The 20235-nt window shown below is 74.0% G+C and carries 10 protein-coding genes and 1 tRNA gene; 6 read left to right on the top strand and 5 right to left on the bottom strand.

The features are described from left to right. Positions 1-28: 28 nt before the first annotated feature. Genes L2K70_RS12485 through L2K70_RS12470 form a run of 4 tightly spaced genes read right to left on the bottom strand, consistent with a single transcriptional unit; the run spans position 29 to position 3896 of the window. On the bottom strand, positions 29-1435 hold the full coding sequence (locus tag L2K70_RS12485; RefSeq protein WP_236402394.1) for an FtsW/RodA/SpoVE family cell cycle protein: 1407 nt from the start codon (positions 1433-1435) through the stop codon (positions 29-31). A 13-nt stretch (positions 1436-1448) separates the two neighbouring features. Next, complete coding sequence (locus tag L2K70_RS12480; protein ID WP_236402392.1) at positions 1449-2711, bottom strand: PP2C family protein-serine/threonine phosphatase; 1263 nt, start codon at positions 2709-2711, stop codon at positions 1449-1451. Then, positions 2711-3187, bottom strand: a complete 477-nt coding sequence (locus tag L2K70_RS12475; protein WP_236402390.1) for an FHA domain-containing protein FhaB/FipA — start codon at positions 3185-3187, stop codon at positions 2711-2713. Before L2K70_RS12475 ends, L2K70_RS12480 begins: the two co-directional genes overlap by 1 nt. Continuing rightward, positions 3180-3896, bottom strand: coding sequence for an FHA domain-containing protein (locus tag L2K70_RS12470; protein ID WP_236402387.1), 717 nt, complete (start codon positions 3894-3896; stop codon positions 3180-3182). Before L2K70_RS12470 ends, L2K70_RS12475 begins: the two co-directional genes overlap by 8 nt. A gap of 307 nt (positions 3897-4203) precedes the next feature. On the opposite strand from L2K70_RS12470, the gene L2K70_RS12465 reads away from it, so the two are divergent. The 5 genes from L2K70_RS12465 to L2K70_RS12445 all read left to right on the top strand — a co-directional run bounded on the left by L2K70_RS12465 (position 4204) and on the right by L2K70_RS12445 (position 11191). Next, positions 4204-4290 (top strand) — tRNA-Leu (locus L2K70_RS12465). A 102-nt stretch (positions 4291-4392) separates the two neighbouring features. Further along, entirely contained in the window at positions 4393-4683 is a 291-nt protein-coding gene (locus L2K70_RS12460) for an AfsR/SARP family transcriptional regulator (protein ID WP_236402386.1), read from the top strand. After that, complete coding sequence (locus L2K70_RS12455; RefSeq protein ID WP_236402385.1) at positions 4656-5216, top strand: AfsR/SARP family transcriptional regulator; 561 nt, start codon at positions 4656-4658, stop codon at positions 5214-5216. The genes L2K70_RS12460 and L2K70_RS12455 overlap by 28 nt, the downstream gene beginning before the upstream one ends. Positions 5217-5252: 36 nt before the next feature. Further along, positions 5253-7805: an ATP-binding protein gene (locus L2K70_RS12450; protein WP_236402383.1), complete on the top strand. Its 2553-nt coding sequence runs from the start codon at positions 5253-5255 to the stop codon at positions 7803-7805. Positions 7806-7846: 41 nt separating this feature from the next. Next, the gene (locus L2K70_RS12445; RefSeq protein WP_236402381.1) at positions 7847-11191 is read left to right on the top strand and encodes an ATP-binding protein; all 3345 of its coding nucleotides are present in this window, start codon (positions 7847-7849) and stop codon (positions 11189-11191) included. A 10-nt stretch (positions 11192-11201) separates the two neighbouring features. Here the strand turns inward: L2K70_RS12445 and L2K70_RS12440 are convergent, their stop codons facing one another. Beyond that, entirely contained in the window at positions 11202-11912 is a 711-nt protein-coding gene (locus tag L2K70_RS12440) for a hemerythrin domain-containing protein (protein ID WP_236402379.1), read from the bottom strand. 209 nt (positions 11913-12121) lie between these two features. On the opposite strand from L2K70_RS12440, the gene L2K70_RS12435 reads away from it, so the two are divergent. Next, positions 12122-20062 (top strand): PxKF domain-containing protein, encoded by a 7941-nt coding sequence (locus L2K70_RS12435; protein ID WP_236402377.1) that lies wholly within the window; start codon positions 12122-12124, stop codon positions 20060-20062. Positions 20063-20235: the final 173 nt, after the last annotated feature.

The raw sequence follows: 20235 nt of genomic DNA, 5'->3' as shown, positions 1-20235 counted from the left end.
AGGAGGGTGCGATGGACCTCGGGCGCGGTCACCGGAGCTTCACCACCTGGGTCGACTCGCTGTCACCGGACGTGTCGTCGACCGGGTCGAGGCGCGGCGCGGGCCGGCGTGCCTGGTCGGAGATCCGCAGCAGCAGCGCGGCGATCACCCAGTTGGCCACGAGCGAGGACCCGCCGTAGGACAGGAACGGGGTGGTGAGGCCGGTGAGCGGGATCAGGCCTGTGACGCCCCCGATGACGACGAAGACCTGCAGCGCGACGATCGAGCCGAGGCCGACGGCCATCAGCTTGCCGAAGCCGTCGCGCGAGATCAGCGCGATGCGCAGGGCACGCTCCACGATGAGCCCGTAGCAGAGGATGATCGCCATGACCGCGGTCAGCCCGAGCTCCTCGCCGATCGTGGAGATGATGAAGTCGGAGTAGGCGAACGGCACGCGCTCGGGGAAGCCGTTGCCGAACCCGCGGCCGATCAGGCCGCCCCAGCCCTGGCCGAAGAGCGCCTCGACCAGCTGGTAGCTGCCCGGCGAGGCGTCGTAGTAGTCGAGCGGGTGCAGCCAGAAGTTGAAGCGGTTCTGCACGTTGCCGACAAAGGTGTACGCCGCCAGCGCGCCGGCGGCGAAGAGCAGCCCGCCGACGACGAGCCAGCCGGGCCGCTCGGTCGCGACGTAGAGCATCGCGAGGAACAGCCCGAAGAAGAGCAGCGACGACCCGAGGTCGTTCTGCAGCACCAGGATCATCATCGAGACGCCGAACATCGCCAGGATCGGCCCGAGGTCGCGCCCGCGCGGCAGGTCGATGAACAGCACCCGCCGGCCGGCCAGCGCGAGGGCGTCGCGGTGAAGCACGAGGTAGCCGGAGAAGGCGATCACCAGCATGACCTTGGCGACCTCACCGGGCTGGAAGCTGAAGCCGGCGACGTTGATCCAGATCCGCGCGCCGTTGATGTTGCGCCCGATGACGGGCAGGAACGGCAGGACCAGCAGCAGGATGCCGACCAGGCCGGCGGTGTAGGTCAGCCGCTGCAGCACCCGGTGGTCGCGCAGCAGGACGAGCGTGGCGACGAAGAGCACGACGCCGAGGGTCATCCAGATCAGCTGCTGGCGCGCGAACGTGTGCTGGTCGTTGCCCATCGCCTCGTAGGTGAGGTCGAGGCGGTGGATCACCGCGAGGCCGAGTCCGTTGAGGGCGGCCACGAGCGGCAGCAGCACCGGGTCGGCGTACGGCGCCACGAGGCGGACCGTGATGTGCGCGGCGATGATCAGGCCGGTGAGCCAGCCGCCGTAGCCGACCATGTCGGCCGGGACCGCGCCCTCGACGCCGAGCCCGACAGCGGCGTACGCACCGACGCCGACGGCGAGCGCGAGGACGAGCAGGAACAGCTCCGCGCCCCGGCGACGCCGGTGCACGAAGCCCATGAGGGATCCGGTCTGACTCATCGCAGCCCGCCCGTCACCCGGCCTCGACGTCCTGGCGCGCCGCGTAGTTGTCGACGATCTGGCGGGCGTCGTCGAGGTCGTCGGCCTCGATGTTCTCGCGGACGGCCTCGGCGTCGATCTCGCTCAGCCGGTCGAGGTCGACGTCGGTGGTCTCGTAGGCGTGCGACAGCGAGAAGCCGGGAAGGTCCGCGTCGATGCCGCGGAAGATCGTGACCTTGCCGTCCTGGTCGCCGACGTAGAACTGCTGCTGGCTCCACGACCACCCGGCCGCGAGCACGATCCAGGCCAGTCCGAGCAGCACGGCGGCCACCATCAGCCGGCGCAGCCAGCCGAAGCGGCCGGGCGCCCGTGGTGCGTAGCGGGCTGTCTCGGGGTCGATCGGGTCGGCGACGTAGGCACCGGCGGGCACGTCCTCGCCGGCCACCGGCGGGATCTCACCCGTGTCGCCGGAGCGGTGTCCGCGGAAGAGCCCGCCGACGGCACCGGCGACCCCGCCGCCGATCGGCATCCGGCGCGGCAGGTCGGCGGCGGCGCCGACGAGCAGCGGCTGGAGCTCCTCGGGCGGGGCCTCCTCCGAGACGTCGGCCACGATGCACGTGACGTTGTCCGTGCTGCCGGCCTCGAGGCTCGCGCGCACCAGCTCGACGGCGGCGAAGTCGGGCGTCCCGGAGGCGAGGATGTCCTTCATCTTCTCGTGCGTGAGGGTGCCGCACGCGCCGTCGCTGCAGACGAACACCCGGTCGCCGGCCTCGGCGGGGAACTCGAAGAGGTCGGGCTCCTCGTGGCGGATGCCGTCGAGGGCCTTGAGGATCAGGTTGCGGTGCGGGTGGGTCCGCGACTGCTCCTCGGTGATCCGGCCCTCGTCGATGAGGGACTGCACGAAGGTGTGGTCGTGGGTGAGCTGGCGCAGCTCGCCGCGGCGGTAGAGGTAGGCGCGGCTGTCGCCGATGTGGCCCACGCCGAACCGGTCGCCGTCGAAGAGCACGACTGTGGCGGTCGTGGACGTGCCGTTGAGGGCCGGGTCCTCCTCGACGATCTCGGCGATCCGGTCGTCGGCGCGGTGCACGGCGCCCGCGACCTGGCCCAGGATGTCCTCGTCGGGCTGCTGGTCGAGCTTGCGCAGCGCCTGCACGGCCGTGCTCGAGGCGAGGTCGCCGCGGACAGCGCCGCCGACGCCGTCGCAGACCGTGAGCAGCCAGGGGCCGGCGTACCCGCTGTCCTGGTTCTCCCGGCGCACGCGTCCCACGTCGGAGATCGCGGAGTAGTGGAGGAACATCACTTCCGAAGCTCCAGGATGGTCTTGCCGACGCGGACCTGGACCCCGAGGCCGATGGTGGTGGGCTGCGTGATGCGGACCGGCCCGACGTAGGTGCCGTTGGTGGAGCCGAGGTCCTCGACGAACCACTCGTCGCCGCTGGCGGCGACCCGCGCGTGACGTGTCGAGACGTAGTCGTCGTCGAGCTTGATCGCCGCGTCGCTGCCGCGGCCGATGAGCAGCGGCGCGTCGGCGAGCTCGGCGCGGGTGCCGGGGTTCTCGCCCTCGACGACCACCAGGTGGGTGGGCGCTCCGCGGCGCGGCTTCTTCGACGCCTTGCCCTTGCGACGCTCGGGCACCGGCGCTCCCCCGCGGGCGGTCTCGGGCACGCGCGCGCCGAACATGTCGGAGCGGATCACCGAGATCGCCGACAGCACGAAGATCCACAGGATGGCGAGGAACGCGGCGCGGATCAGGAAGAGGGTGAGCTCAGACATTCCAGCCCCCGGCCTCGTCGCGGCCGCCGTCGATGCGGACCGTCATCTCGGTGTGGCCGATCTTGATGGTGGAGCCGTCACGCAGCCGCGCCCGGCCCACCTTCGCGCCGTCGACGAGGATGCCGTTGGTCGAGCCGAGGTCGACGGCCTCGACCCCGTCGAGGCTGACCTCGAGCTCCAGGTGGCGACGGCTCACGCCCGGGTCGTTGATCCGCAGGTCGGCCTCGGTGCCTCGCCCGATCACCAGGCCCGGCGGGCGCAGCGGGTGGCGGGTGCCGTTGACCTCGAGGGTCGCGTGCGAGGTGCGGGTACGGGTGCGGTGGTCGTTGTCGGTGACGCTGGCCTGGGCCTTGCTGCGGATCCGGAAGCGACCGGTCGTGAGGTCGTCGGCCTCCTCGAAGGCGATGGTGATGGGCCCGGTGAAGACGTAGCCCTGCGCGTCGGCGTGGTCCTGGAGCTGGTCGACCAGGTCCTGCTCGAGCGCGCGCCCGAGGCCGAGCATCCGCTCGAGGTCGGTCGAGGACAGCTCGACGTGGAAGTCGTTGGGCACCAGCCGGCGCTGGCGGCTCATCACCTGCGCGTTGTTGTCGCACTCGCGCTGGAGCGCCGCGGCGATCTCGACGGGCTGCACGGCGCTGCGGAAGGCGCGGGCGAAGACGCCGGAGATCACGGACTCGAGCCGCTGCTCGAAGCGCTGCAGGGCGTTCATTTCCGGTCCTCCTGTCCGCGGTCGTCCGGCTGTCGTCGATCGGGGGTGGTCGGTCGGGGTCGTGGTGGGCAGGCCGCACACACCGCCCGGCCGGTGGCAGCGAGCGTACCGGCCGCTCCTCCCGGTGCGCGGGTGCCGCCCCGTCCGCGGGGTGAGGTGCCGGGGCGCGCACCCCCGGGGTCGAGCGGACCACCGGCCGCTCGACGTACGCCATGCCGCGCGTCGAGCGTCCATCCGGGGGTCATGGTCGGCGCCCCGGCCGATTGGGAGGGCCTCCTCGCCGTGGGGTAGCCTGAGCCCGCTTCTCGCGCGAGTGGCGGAATAGGCAGACGCGCACGGTTCAGGTCCGTGTGTCCGAAAGGACGTGGGGGTTCAACTCCCCCCTCGCGCACCACCACGAAGGCCCCGGACGACGTCCGGGGCCTTCGTCGTCCTCGGCCGGACCAGCCCGGCGAGACTGCTGACGGAGCGGCTGGTGCGTCCTAGGGTGACGGCCGTGCCCACCACGATCCACGTGCTCGGTCCCACCCGGGTCGAGACGTCCGCGGGCATCCTCGAGATGGCTGCTCGCAAGCAACGTGGGCTCGGGGCCGCGCTGGTCATCGACCGCGTCGGGGTGAGCACCGCGGACCGCCTCGTCGAGCTGCTGTGGGGTGACGACGCGCCGGCGGGGGCCTTCGGCACGCTGCACTCCTACATCTCCGGCTGCGCCGTGTCCTCGAGCCGGGCCTCGCGCCGCGCGCGACCCCGAGCGTGCTGGTGTCGGTGGAGAACGGCTACCGCCTGAACGTCGGCGAGGCGTACGTCGACGCGCACCGCTTCGTCGACACCGTTCGCGCGCACCACCGCGAGCTCGCACCGCTGGCGTCGATGCTCAGCACCGGGCCGGACCCGGACTGGCCCTCGCGCCAGCGGTTGACGGAACTGGTGGAGAGCCTCGAGTCGGCGCTGGCGACCTGGCGCGGGACACCGTACGCCGACCTCCCCGACCACCCCGACGTGATGGTCGCGCGCGCAGGACTGGAGGAGGCGCGCGCCCGGGCCGAGGACGACCTCGTGCTGGCGATGCTCGCCCTCGGTGAGCACGCGAGCACGGTGACCATGACCGAGCAGGCGGTCCAGCGGTCGTCGCTGCGCGAGCGGTCGTGGAGCCTGCACGCCCTGGCGCTGGCCCGCTCGGGACGGCAGGCCGAGGCGCTCGAGACGCTCCGCGAGCTGCGGCGGCTCCTCGACGACGAGCTCGGGATCGACCCGACGCCCGAGGTGCGCTCGCTCGAGGAGGCCCTCCTGCGGCAGGACGCGGCCGTGCTCGAGGGATGACTGCGTCCGGACGCACGGCGCCCGCCACCCGCCGCGGTGCTCGCACCGGTCCCCGCACCGGCCGACCGCGCGGGTCTCGTCGGACGCGACGGCGAGTCGCGCCTGCTGCGCGACCTGCTGGACCGGGCCCGGGCCGGCGCCGCGGTGTCCGGCCTCCTGGTCGGCGAGGCGGGCATCGGCAAGTCCGCGCTCCTGCGCTCCCTGATGGCTGAGGGACGCGAGCGGGGTTTCGTGGTGGGCGTGGCGTCGAGCAGCGAGGACAACGACGCGCCGCCGCTGTGGCCGTGGGCGCGGCTCGTCGCCCAGCTCACGGACGCGACCGGCGGGGCGAGGCCCGACGTGCCGGACCTCGTCGCTCGGCTGGCGCGGGGAGGTGCCACCTCGCTCGAGGCCGCCTTCGAGGTGCGCGAGGGCCTGGCGCAGCTCGTCCTGTCGCTCGCCCGGAACCGGGAGGTCCTCTTGGTCCTCCACTGGGCAGACGTGCCCACGCTGCGCACGATCACCCACCTGATCGCCCGTGCGTCGGAGCAGTCGGCCGAGCAGCTCGACAGGCCGGTGCGGCTGGTGGTGGTCGCATCACGGCGCCCGATGGCCGACCCGCCACCGGCGCTCCGCGAGCTGGAGGGAATGGTGGCTCGGACGAGCGGCCTCCAGCTGCGCGTCGACGGTCTCGAGCCCGACGACGCGGCCGAGCTGGTCGGTCTCGTCGCGGGCACCGAGGTGCGCGGCCTGGCTCCGGCCTGGCTCTTTCGCACCGGCGGCAACCCGTTCTTCCTCCTCGAGCTCGCCCGCCTCGCCGCGACCGACCCCGACTGGCACGGCGAGGTCCCGCCGTCCGTCCAGCAGGTGGTGGGACACCGGCTCGCGGACGTCCCCGAGGAGTCGCGCGACCTCCTAGTGCTGGCCGCTGCCCTGGGCGAGTCCTTCTCACCGCTCGTGCTCGCGGCGGTCGCCGAGCGTCCGCCGACCCACGTGCAGGACCTCCTCGAGCCGGCGGCGGACGTCGGCCTCGTGCGGGAGGTCGGTGACGGGGCGGTTCGCTTCGAGCACGCCCTGACCCGAGATGCGGTGTTGGCGGGGCAGACGCCCACGCAGCTCTCGCGCGTGCATGCACGGATCGCCCACGCGCTGGAGGCGATGCCTCCGGGCACCCGGGTGCGGGGCAAGCACGCCTTCGAGCTCGCCCGCCACTGGCTGGCCGCCGGGCCCGTGCATGCTCCCAGCGCGTGGCGCGCTGCGACGGCCGCGGCCGAGGAGGCAGCCGCACTGTCGGCGCACCGCGAGTCGGCCGATCTCCTGCAGTCGGCGGTGGAGAGCCACGCCCTCGACCCGTTCGGGACGCGGCGCGAGCACCTCGACCTGCTGGTGGCGCTCGCCGACGCCGGCGCTGCGGCGGCACGCATGCCGGTGGTGCTCTCGGCCAGCAAGGAGGCGGTGGCGCTCGCCCGCGTGGACGGTGACGCGAAGGACGTCGCGCGCATCGCAGAAGCGCTGACGCGTTACTCCCTGTGGACTCCGACCGAGTGGGGCGTCGTCGACGTCGACCTCGTCGACGACCTGCGGTGGGCCCTGCGGTCGGCAGATCCCGGCGACCACGGGACGAGGGCGCGGCTCATGCTCGCGCTCGCCGCGCAGCTCTACTACGACGACAGCGCCACCGCCGAGGCGGTCGCGCTGGTGGACGAGGGCGTGGCGATGGTGCGTCGGGTCGGTGATGACGACCTCGGGTGCTGGGCCGCCCGGGCGGCGCACCTCGCCCTGTGGCGGCCCCGCCACTTCGAACGGATGGAGGAGCTCGCCCGTACCGAGCTCGACGCGGCGCTGGCCACCTCGAACGACGGGTCGCGCTGCTTCGCCCTGACGACTCTCGCCGCCCTGGCGATGATCCGCGGCGACCGGTCGCAGCACGACGACCTCATGGCGCAGGCGTTCTCCCTCGCGCGCCGCCGACGCCTGCCGTTCGCCCTCATCGGGCTCTGCTTCGTCGAGCTGGGTTTCGCCGCGGCACGGCGTCGGGACGAGGAGGCCGACGCGCTGGAGGACGAGCTCCTCGCGACGGCGCGCTCGACGACCATCGCCGCCCAGTCGTTCCTCAGCGTCGGTGTGGCCTTCGCGCGAGGCTTCGCGGACGACGCGGTGCTGGCAGCGCACGCCGACACCTGGCTGGCGATCGCACGCAGCGACGCCGGCCGGCTGCAGACCGCAGCGATCACCGGCGCTGCCCTCGCTCGGCTCGGTCGCCTCGACGACCTGGCCGACCTCGCCCCGTCGATCCCGCCACCGCCCGACGACTGGGGTGCGCTCGGGGCGGCCGCTCACCACGCGGAGGTGGCGGCAGCGCTGGGAGATGCCGCGATGGCCTCGCGGGTCGTCGACCTGCTGCGCGAGCACCGCGCGGGCATCGCACTGGCGGGCATCGCGGTCGCCGCAGGCCCGGTGGCCAGCTTCCTCGCCCTGGCCGAGCACGCCCTCGGAGATGATCGGGCAGCTGCGCGGGCCGCCGACGAGGCGGTGGCCGTCGCGCAAGCATGGGGCTACGTGGCCCACGTCGACTGGGTGGAACGACAGCGGCAGCGTTACGGCTTCTGAACCCTGCCCGCGCGGGCCGGGTGGCCCTAGGATCCGGGTCCGTGAGGGTGGGCGTGCTCGGTGCGACTGAGGTCGTCGGTGCGGACGACCGCGTCGTCCCGATGAACCTGAAGCCGCGCCAGGTCGTCGCCACGCTGACCCTCGCCGGTGGGCGGCCGGTCTCGCTCGACGCGATCGTCGACATGCTCTGGGGCGACGAGCCGCCGGAGGGCCTTCCCGGGACCCTCCACGCCTACATCGCACGGCTCCGCACGCAGCTCGAGCCCGACCGTGCACCTCGGGTGCGCGCACAGGTCCTCGTGACGGCCGGGTCGGGGTACGCCCTGCACGTCCCGGAGGACGCGGTCGACGCCGTCCGTTTCCAGCGTGTGGTGACCGACGTCAACCGGCGCCTCGACCAGCCCGACGCGCTCAGCGCCCCGCGGCTGGCGCAGGACGCGCTGCTGCTCGCGGACTCGGACCTGCAGGCCGCGCTGGCGCTCTGGCGCGGCCCGGCCTACGCCGACCTTGGCGACCGCGACGCCGTACGGCAGGAGCGCGCGCGCCTCGACGAGCTGCGCCTGGTGGCGCTCGAGGACCACCTGACCATCGCGCTGGCCCTCGGCCGGCAGGCCACGGCGGCGGCCGAGCTCGAAGCCCTCGCGGCTGCCCACCCGACCCGTGAGCGGCTGTGGCTGCTCCGGGCGCTGGCGCTCTACGCGTCCGGCCGACAGGGCGACGCGCTCGCCGCCCTGCGCGAGCACGCTCGCCTGCTCGACGACGAGCTCGGCGTCGAGCCGTCTCCCGAGGCGCGCGAGCTGGAGGTGCGCATGCTGCGGCAGGACCCGCAGCTCGCCTGGCAGGCGAAGCACCTCGCCGGCACACCGACGGCGACGGCGACGCCGCACGTCGCCGCGCGGGTGGACGGACCGCTCGCCCTCCCCGCCTGGCCCCTCGCGGGGCGGGACGCCGAGCTCGCGGAGCTGGAGGAGGCACTGCGCGCGGCCACCGCGGGCACACCGTCGTTCGTGGCCGTGACGGGCGAGCCGGGCATCGGCAAGACCCGCCTCTGCACCGAGCTGGCCGCCCGCGCCGTGCGGAGGGGCGCCCGCCTGCTGGTGGGCCGGTGCTCGCAGGACGAGGGCGCACCCCCGCTGTGGCCGTGGCGCCAGGTGCTGCAGGGACTCGGCCACGACCTCGACGTCGATCCCGAGGAGGACCAGGGCGCGGCCTTCCGCACGTGGGACACCGTCGTGCGCCAGGTGCGCGACGCCGCCCGGAGCGAGCTGATCGTCGTGGTCCTCGACGACCTGCAGTGGGCGGACGTGCCAACGTTGCGGGTGCTGCGCCATCTCGTCGAGACGGTGGCGCGAGGACGGGTGCTCGTCCTGGCCACCTGGCGCGCCGCCGCCGTGGGTGACGCGCTGGCCGACGTCGCGGAGGCGATCGCGCGGGCCCACGGGGTCCGGCTGGACCTCGCCGGACTGGACGAGACCGCCGTGGCCGAGGTCGTGAGCGCCGTCTGCGAGCGCCCGGCCGCCCCGGACGAGGTGGAGGCGCTGGCGCGGCGCACCGACGGCAACCCGTTCTACCTCGTGGAGTTCGCCCGGCTGGCCAGGGACGACGGCCTGACCTCGCTGCTGGGCTCGAGCACCACGCCGTCGACGGTGAGCGACGTGGTCACCCGCCGCATCCAGCGGCTGCCGGCGCCGGTGGTCACCACGCTGCGTGCGGCGAGCGTGGTGGGCCGGACCTTCGACCTGGCGGCCACGCTCGCCGCGGCGCGAACCGGCGGCGGTGACACGACCGAGGACGCCGTGCTCGACCACCTCGACGCCGCCCGCGCCGCCGGCCTGGTGCGCGAGGACGACGTCGACGTCTGGTCCTTCTCACACGCCCTCGTCCGGGAGGCGGTGTACGACGGCCTCGGCGCGAGCCGGGCCGCCCGGGCGCACGCGCGGGTCGCCGAGGCACTCGAGGCGGTGACCGGACGGGAGACCGAGGCCGCCCGGCACTGGCTCGCCGCCGGACCCGGACACGCCCACCGCGCCTGGCGAGCGCTCGAGCGGGCGGCCGAGGTCGCGCGCCACCTGCACGCCCACGACGAGGCCGCTGCCCTGCTCGACCAGGCGGTCGGGGCCGCGCGGTCGGACGCGGGCCTCGAGGAGCGTCAGCTCTTCGAGCTGCTGATGCTCCGGGGCGAGGCCGAGTGGTCGAGCGGGCGGTGGACGGCCCTCGAGCAGAGCGCGGAGGAGGCGCTCGACCTCGCCGAGCGGCTCGGTGACGTCGAGCTCAGGATCCGCGCGGCGTCCGCCCTCACCGCCGGCGCCTTCTGGCAGACCACGCGCTACGGGGAGGTGCACCACCGTCAGGTCGCCGCGCTGCGGGAGTGTCTGGAGGAGCTGTCGGGGACGGACTCGCCGCTGCGCTGCCGCGCGATGATCGCGCTCTCGGCCGAGCTCTACTACGAGTCCAGCGCGCAGGAGCGGGCCGCCCTCGCCGACGAGGCGATCGCGATGGCCCGACGGCTGGGGGACGGGTCCCTGCTCGTCGACGCCCTGCTGGCCGCCTTCATCTCGGCCCAGCGTCCGAGCACGGCCCCGCAGCGTGAGGCTTGGGCGCGCGAGGCGACCGAAGTGAGCCTCGTGCTGGGGGACGGCGCACGGTTCGTCTCCAGCTCGACCCTCCACACCGTGGTCCTCGGCGAGCTCGGTCGCGTCGCGGAGATGTGGGAGACCGAGGCGGGGGCGCGCGCCGAGGCGGAGCGGCTCCGGCTGACGTACGGCGTAGTGGTGCTCGACAGCCTCGTGGTCGGCTGGCTGGCGATGGCCGGCCGGGCCGAGGAGGCGGTCGAGGCGCGCCGCAGGCTCGAGGACGCCAGTACCCGCGTCACGCTCCGCCAGATGGACGAGGCGCTGCTCGGGGCCACCCTCGCCGTCGCGGTGTGGCAGGGCGACCCGTCCGCCCTGGTGCCGTACCTGGTGTCCGCGGAGCCGTCCTCCCCGCTGCCCCTTGACGCGCTGGTCTGCCAGGCCCTGGTGCGCTCCGGTCAGGTCGAGGAGGCGCGCCGCCGGCTCGCCGATCGCCCTCTCGAGCTGCTCGAGGAGAGCTGGTTCTCCAAGCTCCACGCAGCCGCTGCGGCCGAGACCGCCGCCCACGTCGGCGACCGCGACCTTGGCAGCCGCTGCTACGAGTGGCTGGTGCCCCTCACCGGCCAGAGCACCCAGGCCGGCTCGGGTGCGGTCGAGGGACCGGTCGATGCCTACGTCGCCCTCGCGGCGCACGCGGCGGGCGAGTTCGCCCTGGCCACCCGGCACGCCGACGAGGCGGCGACGCTGATGGAGAGGTGGGACCTGCCAGTGGCCGCCGCCTGGTTCGACCGCGTCCGGCGGCGGCTCGGCTTCTGACCGTGGTCCCTCACGCGTCGGGCACGTGGCGGAAGGCCAGCCGCTCGCGACGCGCGAAGCCACGCCGGGTCAGCGCTCCCACGAGCCGGTAGACCGCGCCCCCCGGCTGCGAGTAGAGCCACTGCGTCGCCTCGTCCGGCAGCCCGGACAGGCCCCACGGCACGATCTGCAGGAGCAGCCGCGGGGTGAGGTGCTCCTTGAACGCCTGGTCGACCTCCTCCCACTCCTCCTGCGTCATCACCCGCTGGATGAGGGCGATCGCGTCGGACTCCTCGTGGGCCAGGTGCGCCCCGAGCCGCTCGCGCGCGGCCGTCAGCCGTACGACGAGCGCGCGCTGTGCGTCCGCGTCGGCATGGCCGGCGAGGTGCTCGAGCCCTGCGGCGCACGCCGTCAGGATGGGGTCGATCTCGGCGTGCTCCGCCTCCATCGCCTCCAGGGTCGCCCGGTCGTCCTCGTCGGCACGCTCCATCAGGAACGGCCACAGCGCGGTGTCCTCCCCCTCGTGGTGGTTGTGCAGGATCGCGGCGAAGACGCCCCACCTCTCGGCGAGCCGGCGCCACGTCCCGCGGTCCTCCACCGGCGTGGCGCGAGCGGCAGCGGTGAACAGGTCCAGGTCGCGACGGAAGCCGCGGTGCATGACGTACATGATGTTCATGTCGACGGGCCCCGGGTGGGCGGCGGCCTGGCCGGGCAGCAGGAGCTGGGTCGTGGTGGTGGTCATCTCGTTCTCCTCGACGTCGGTGGCAGCCGGGGCCGGGTGCCCCGCTGCCCGACCTCAGGCTCGGCTGCGCTGCTTGCACGCGACTGACGCGCGGCTTGGGGCCGAGGCCCGAGGTGCGTCCACGTGGCCCAAGACCGGCACAAGCGCGGCCCAAGGAGCGACGTCGACGGTGGTCGCATCCCGACCGACCACGTCCTCGAAGGTGACCCATGCGCACGACCCGCCGCTCCACCCCCCCGCCGCCGACCCGTCGGCGCCCCCTGCTCGCGCTGCTGTGCGCGACGGCCGTCCTCGTGGCGCTCGTCGCGCCCGGCGCGGATGCGGCGCCGACGACGGCGGGCGCTGACTGCGACGTCACCTGGACCGGAGCCGGCCAGTACGACGAGTGGAGCGCGGCCGCGAACTGGTCGACCGGCGTCGTGCCAGAGTCCCTCGACCGGGTGTGCATCGACGCGGGCCCCGGGGTCACCGTCACGGTCCACTCCGGCGCGGACGAGATCATCCGCGCCGGGGCGATCGTGTCGACCTCCCCGCTCTTCCTCTACCTGGAGCACCGCGCGTCGTTCGTGGTCGAGGGCGGCGTGCAGGCACCCGACCTCACGCTGGTCGACGGCCGGCTCTCGCTCGGGGGGCAGTCCCGCTTCGGGCGCGTCGAGCAGGTCGCCGGCACCCTCACCGGTCCCGGCGACATCTGGGTCGACGGCGTCTACCGCTGGGCGGCCGGCGACCTGACCGGCACCGGCCGCACCTACGTGGGGCAGCCGGACGACGCGGACCCGCAGCGCACCGCGCTGGTCTCCGAAGCCCGCCGCGGCGGGGCGCCGTACCAGCGCCTGGACCGCCAGCTGCTGACGCAGCACCTGCGAGCCACGCAGGACGCCGAGATGGTCATCGACGAGTCCGGCTCGCTCGAGGTCGCGCGTACCACCGAGCTCGCGGGCGGCGGCTCGATCGACGGCCGCGGCCGGCTCCACCTCGCCGGAGAGGTCGCCGTCCGGGCGGACGCCGACTGGCGCGTCGGGCCCGAGACGGTCGAGGTCCCCGCCACCGTGGCCATCACGCCGGACTCGACCGAGTCCACCCCGAACACCACCGACACGCTGCTCGTCCTCGGCGCGGAGACCGGCACGGTCCGCCTCACCGGGCCCGTTCGCGTCGGCGGCGGTGCCCGTCTCGTCCTGAGCGGCGAGGTCGTGCAGACCGGGACCGCCACCGGCGCCGGTGCGACCGAGTACGCCGGCGCGGCCACCCGCGCCAGCGTGGGACAGGCACCGTCGACGGCCGAGGTCGACGTCGACCGGGCCCGGGTCGCGTTCGGCACCGACCTCGACACGCAGAGCCTCGAGGTCACCAGCGACGGTGTGCTCAGCCTCGGCTCGCACGGAGTCTCCGCCACGACGGTGTCCCTCGACGGCGGTCGGCTCGACGCCGCGCGGCTCGCCGCGACGACGCGCGTGGACCTCGGCACCGGTGGCGAGCTGCGCGCTCCTGCCGACACCACGGACATGCTCGCCACGCCCGTGCTGGCCGTGGGAGGTCACGGCCGACTCACCCGGGTCGACGGGGAGGTCGACACGCTCACGGTCACTGCGTCGTACGGCGGTCAGGCGGGACGGCTCGACGTGGTGCAGGGCGGCTGGCTCGCCACCGACCTCGTGGACCTCGGCGGCGCGTCCCTGCTCAGCGAGCCCGGCTCGGACTCGCTGCTGACCACGCGCCGTCTGGTCGCGCGAGGGACGTCGCGCCTGACCACCACCACCTTGGTCACCGAGCACCTCGCGGTCGAGGGCGGAGGCAACCTCCTCGCCGCCCGTACGACGGTGGACGGCGACGGGCGGATCGACGGCCGGCTCACCCTCGTCGGCGCCTTCCACGTCGCCGGGGACGTCGCCGTCACCGCCGGTCAGGTCGTCGACGTCACGCGCACGGGTCGTCTCGTGCTCACGGGCGGCACGGTCGGAGGGGACGGCGCCGGCGTCTACGTCTCCGGCGCGGTGTCCGGACACGGCCTCCTCGTCGGGGACGTGCGCAACACGGGCACCGTCGTCCTCGAGGACGAGACGCTCACCGTCGACGGGTACTACACCCAGCACCCGGAGGGCACCCTCGCGATCGAGGACCCCGCCTCGTCCTCGCTGACCGTCACGGGTCCCGTCGAGCTCGACGGCACCCTCTCGGTCGAGGACGTCGACGCCGTGGAGGACGAGGCCACGATCCTCACCGGTTCCCCGGTCACCGGTCGCTTCGGCGCACTCGACGGCTCGGCCGCGTGCGGGTCGGACCTCACCTACACCGCCGGCGACGTCACGCTCGTCCGCTCGTCGTGCCTCACGGCGGGCGACACCGCGGCTTACGAGGGCGACACCGCACGGGTGGAGCTGCGCCTCGACCGGCCGCGGGCCACGCCGGTGCGGATCGACTGGAGGGCGGTCGGCGGCTCGGCGTCGGCGGACGACTGGTCGGGACCGGGCGCCGGCGTCGTCACCATCGCGGCGGGCGAGCTCACGACGAGCATCGCGCTGCCCCTGCGCGACGACGAGCTGGTGGAGGGAGAGGAGCGCCTCGACCTCGTCCTCTCGTCGCCGGCCGTCCGCACCGAGGAGGGCGACGTCGAGGTGCGCGTCCTGGAGAACCACCTCGACACCGACTACCGGTGGGTGCACATGCCCCGCCTGGGCGCCGGTTGGCGTCCGACGTCGCTGGGCACCTCCCTGGTGGCCGGCACCTACACGCCGACCGTGGGCGAGGACCTCGCCTGGGTGTTCCGTCCCTCCGACGGTGAGCTCGCCGACACCCGTGACGGCTTCATGCCGGTCGCCATGAGCTCCATCGACGTGGCCGTCGGTTCGTGCGGCGGCGGTGGCTGCGTGCGCGACCACGGTCGCGAGATCCTGCTGTCCCACCCGCCGCTCATGGTCGCCTCGCCGACCGCGGTCAGCGCCGACGGCCGGGTCGTCGGGCTCGTCGAGCACGCCGACGGCAGCCGCGACCTCGCGCGCTGGGCGTCGTACGACGCGGTCCCCCGGCTGACCCCCTCCACGCCGGACCTGACCTGGACCAGCGACCTGCACACCAACGACGAGGGGCTGCTCGCCGGCGTCGCACGGCGACAGGGGCAGCCGGTGCTCTTCTCCTGGGGACGGTCCGGCTGGCGCGAGCTCTCGCCTCCCGCCGGCTGGAGCGGCGCGGACGTCGTCGGCGTCTCCGACGCCGGCGTGCTCGCCGGCACCGCGATGGTCGACGGGCTGCCGCACGCGTGGCGCTGGCCGGGGGTGGGGCCCTTGGTCGACCTGGGTGCGAACACGGTCGCCCTCGACACCGACGCCACCGGCCAGGTGGCCGGAGCCCTCGTCGAGGCAGACGGGTCCATGATCGCGCGCCTGTGGCGTGGACGCTGGATCACCCTCGACAGCGCCCTCCACGACCTCCTCGTCCAACAGTACGGCGGCACCCTGCACCTCAACCGCACCCAGCTCGTCAACGACCAGGGCACCCTGGTCGTCGAGGGCTGGACACCCGACGGCCCGCGCACCGGTGTGCTGATGAAGGACGGCGCCGGCTGCCGGCTGTGCCTGGGGGCCCAGCTGCAGGAAGCCGCGTGGCCCGACCCGACCGCCTTCGTCCGTGCCGGTGACACGGCCGTCGAGGGCAACCCGGCACGGGTCCTCACGACGCTGCAGAACGACGACGTCGAGCAGCACGAGGGGACCGTCTCGGTGCTCGACCCGTCCGGTGACGTCGTCGCCACCCACGACGTGTCCCTCGCTCCCGGACGGTCCGTCGACCTCGCCGACGCCGTGTCCCTCGACGGGCTCGCGTGGGACCGGGGCGCCGAGGCGGGTCCCGTCGACTTCACCGTCACCGTCGAGGAGGACGGCGGGCTGTGGGACCAGCGCACCCTGACCACGACGGTGCTGCCGCGCCCCGTCGTCATGGTGCACGGCATGAACAGCGACGCGTCGACCTGGGCGCCGTACCCCGCGATGCTCGAGGCCGCCCACGACGGCTGGACGAGCAGGGCCGTCGACACCATGCGCACCGATCCCGTGGGCTACCGCCCGATCCGCGCCAACGCGGACGAGCTGGCAGCAGCCGTCACGCAGACGCAGCGGAAGGCCGGGGCGTTCCAGGTCGACCTCGTCGCCCACTCCATGGGCGGACTGATCTCGCGCTCCTACATCAACGGCGTCATGACGCCGCCCTCGGACGCGACCGGCTCCGCCCCGCGCGCCGTACGGCGGCTGGTCATGCTCGGCACGCCCAACGGCGGCTCGCCCTGCGCGGACCTCTTCCGGGTGCCGATGACGGCCGAGCTCCGCACCGATGCGATGTGGCTCTTCAACCAGGTCGTCACCGCCCGGCACGGCGTGCCGTTCTCGGTGGGCATCGGCGACGTCATCCCGGTCACCTGCGGGTGGCCCGGCGGCTCCGACTCCGTCGTCAGCACGTGGTCGGCGCGCCAGGGTGGGATGGAGGACACGCAGACCTTCGCGACCTGGCACACCGACATGACCGCCTCGAAGGCGATGTTCACGCAGTACGTCCTGCCGCGGCTCCAGGGCCGCAGGCCGGTCGACGCTCAGCATTCGGCGCTGGCTGCCGAGCCCGGCACGGACGAGCAGCCGCAGCTCGTCGCCCGCGACGACCTGGTGCTCGAGCCCGGCGCCTCCGCATCGACCCAGGTGCCGGTCCCCGCGGCCGGGCGACTGCTCGCCACCGCGCTGGACACGGACCCCTCTCCGGAGGCGGGTGACCTCGAGGTACGCCTCCAGCGCGACGGCGGCCCCGCCTCCGTCTCACCCGACGTGCACGGGCCGACGCCGTTCGTCACCGCGGTGGCCGACAACCCGGCCGCCGGTCGATGGACCGTCACCGTGGTCAACCACGGCGCGCGCCGCCGTACGGTGCCGCTGTCGACCTGGGTGCAGCAGGTGCCGAGCCGGCTCGAGGCCACGGCCGTGCAGTCCGGGCCCGAGGAGGTGCTCGTCACCGCCCGCGTGACGGGTATCCCCGTGACGCCGGGCGAGGTGCAGACCTGGTTCACCGGCCGGGACGGCCAGGTCGTCCCCGGCACGTCGTTGCATGACGACGGCACGGACGGGGACGCGGTCGCGGGCGACGGCACCTGGAGCGGTCTGACCGCCGGTGTCGCGTCCGGCCCGACAGTCGTCGACGTGCGGGCCTCGGGGGGCGGGTTCTCCCGACTGGTCAGCGCCTTCGTCGACGTGACCGGTGTGAACGACGGTCCTGGTGACGACGCGCCCATCGCGTTCGCCGGCACGCAGGACGTCCCCGGCAGCACCACCACGCCGCTTCACATGCGGGCCGTCGACCCCGAGGGCGCCGCGCTGGCGTACGACGTCGTCGAGCAGCCCCAGCACGGCCGGTTGTCCGGCACGGCGCCGTTCGGCTACCGCCCCGACGAGGGCTTCGCCGGGACGGACACCGTGCGGTGGCGCGTCTCGGACGGGCACCGCTGGAGCGAGACCGTCACGACGACCATCCGCGTCGTCCGCGCGTCCGCGCTGCTCGACCTGACCTCGCCGACCACCCTGAAGGGAGGCGCACCCCAGCGGATCACCGTCCGGGTCCTGCGACAGGACGCGTCGATCGTCGACAGCGGCACTCTGGAGTACCGCCTCGGTGACCAGGTGCGGACGACCGACCTCGCCGAGGGCAACTCGGTGACCTTCGACGTCCCGGTGATGGACGGACGGCTGCCGCTGACCGTCACCTTCTCCGGCACGGCCGACCTCGCGCCGGCGACCCTGACCGCCGAGATGCTCGTGCAGACCGGCACCGCGCCGGCACCCACGGTCCTCGACGTCCGGGGCGAGGCCGACTACCCGCTGCGGGTGACGGTCGACCACAACGACGCCGACCTCGACGTCGTACGGGTGGACGTGGACTTCCAGGCCGACGGCACGTGGGACGCCTCGCGCCAGCGGGTCGTCGACGACCACCACTGGCAGCCGACGAGGTCCTCCTTCGTGACGACGTACCCGGCAGCGGTCACCGACGGGCGCCTGCGCGCGAGGGTGACCGACGCGGCCGGGCACTCGACCGTGGTCAGTGCCCGGGTGGACGTCGCGCCGCACCGGGAGCTCGGGGCGATGCGACGGATCACCCTCGGCGGCCAGCCGGTCGTCGTCGCCGCCCTCGGCGCCGACGGCCGTACGGCACTGGTGCAGACCGCCGACGACTCGGACCCGGACACCGACCCGGCCCTGCCCGGGGAGCAGTCCGCGGTGCTCGACCTGGTCACCGGCGAGCACGAGGTGGTGACGGTCCGCCCCGACGGGACGCCGGTCGGCCCGACGGCCTACGCCTCGACCATGTCGCCCAACGGCCGGTGGGTGCTGTTCACCGAGCTCGTCTGGATCGGTGACAAGCAGTGGCGCCAGGTCTTCGCCCGCGACGTGCAGCTCGACCGCACGGTCCTGGTGTCGCGTGGACCGTCGGGTCCGGCCGTGCACGGCGCCTCGCCGTACGACGTCACGGACGACGGGCGCGTCCTCTTCTCGGCCGACGACGCCTCCCTCAGCGACGAGCCGGTGACCTGCCCGGACGACCGTGGGTGCACCTACCTCCTCGAGGCCGACCTCGTGTCCGGGGAGAACATCCTGCTCGACGTGCTGCCGGTCACGTACCAGAACGTCCACGCGCCCTGGTCGTCCGGCGGCCACACGGCCGCGTGGGCGAGCTGGGACGGCAGGACCGTGCAGGTGCGTCGCAACGGAGTCCTCACGACGACCACCATGCCGGTCGGGACGAGGGCCGAGGCGGTCGGCTGGGTGGACGACGACGGCTCACGCTTCGCGGTCTTCCAAGGACGTGACGCCCGGTCCGACGTGCTCATGGTCGACGCCGCGACCGGCGCCACCACCGTGCTCTCGACGACGGCGGACGGAGGGCTGACGAGCACCGGAGCGGTGGGAGCCTTCGACCTGGACGCCTGCGGACGTCGCACGGTCTGGTCGTCCCCCCGGGCGGACCTCGTGCCGGGGGACACCAACCAGTCCGAGGACGTCTTCCTCCACGAGGACGGCCGCACCCGGCGGGTGAGCATCGAGCCGCGCGACGGCCTGCAGACCGGCGGGGCGCAGCTGACGCCGTCGTGGCACGCGTTGTCCGAGGACGGGCGCTGGCTGATGCTCGTGTCGGCAGCCAACGACCTCGTGCCCGGAGACGTCACCGAGCTGGACTCGTTCCTCCTCGACCTGGGCAGCTCGACCAGCTGCGCGGCCGAGCCCAACCAGCCGCCGACGGTGTCGGTGGAGGCCCCGGCCGGTGCGGACGAGGGCGCGACGGTCGACCTGCGGGCCGTGGTCGCCGACCCGGAGGACGACGACGTGACGACCACCTGGCACGTCGACGGCGGGATCCTGGCGGTCTCCCCTGACGGCCTCTCGGCGCGGCTCACCGTCGGCGACGGACCGGCCACGCGCCGGGTGACCGTGTCGGTCGACGACGGGACCACCGTGGTCGAGCGGATCGTGGAGGTGGCGGTGCGCAACGTGGCACCGACGCTCGTGGTCGCCCCGGTCGCGGACCGCACGGTCGGGCAGGAGCTCGCCCTGACCGGTCAGGTCTCCGACGTCCCCGAGGACACGGTGCGCTGCACCGTGGACTGGAAGGACGGGACGCAGTCGACCGGCACCGCGTCGGCCGGCACCTGCACCCTGCGCCACGCCTGGACCCAGCCCGGGTCGTACGTCGTCGAGGTGGCCGCCGTCGACGACGACGGGGCCGTGACGACCCGAGCGGTGACGGTGCGGGTGACCGCGCCGGCGCCGGTCAGCTGGCCCTGGGACGGCTTCTTCCAGCCGGTCGACAACCTTCCCGTGGTCAACACGGTCAAGGCGGGTCAGGCCGTGCCGGTGAAGTTCTCCCTCGGTGGGGATCGCGGTCTCGACATCTTCGCGGCCGGGTTCCCGCAGTCCGGGCAGACCACCTGCTCGGGAGCGGGCACCTACGACGCGATCGAGTCGACCGACACCCCGGGGGCGGCGGTGCTGACCTACGAGCCGACCACCCAGCGCTACCACTACGTCTGGAAGACCTCGAAGGCGTGGGCCGGCCAGTGCCGGACGCTGGTGCTGCGGCTCAAGGACGGTTCGGAGCACCGAGCGGAGTTCCGCTTCCGCTGATCCACCACGGCAGGACCCCGGCTCGGGAGAGCCGGGGTCCTGCGCGTCCGCAGCTCGCCCCGACCACCCACTCGGGCCATCCACCCACCCGACCGGGCCATGCCTGCTGGGTCGTGCGGGCCGCCCCGGACGGGACCTTCGGCCCGGAACGCCGCTGCGTCGCTCAGGTGGGG

The organism is Nocardioides potassii, assembly GCF_021648885.1.
GTDB lineage: Bacteria > Actinomycetota > Actinomycetes > Propionibacteriales > Nocardioidaceae > Nocardioides > Nocardioides potassii.
The sequence above is the reverse complement of the archived record's forward strand: the minus strand, read 5'-3'. Positions and strand labels throughout refer to the sequence as shown.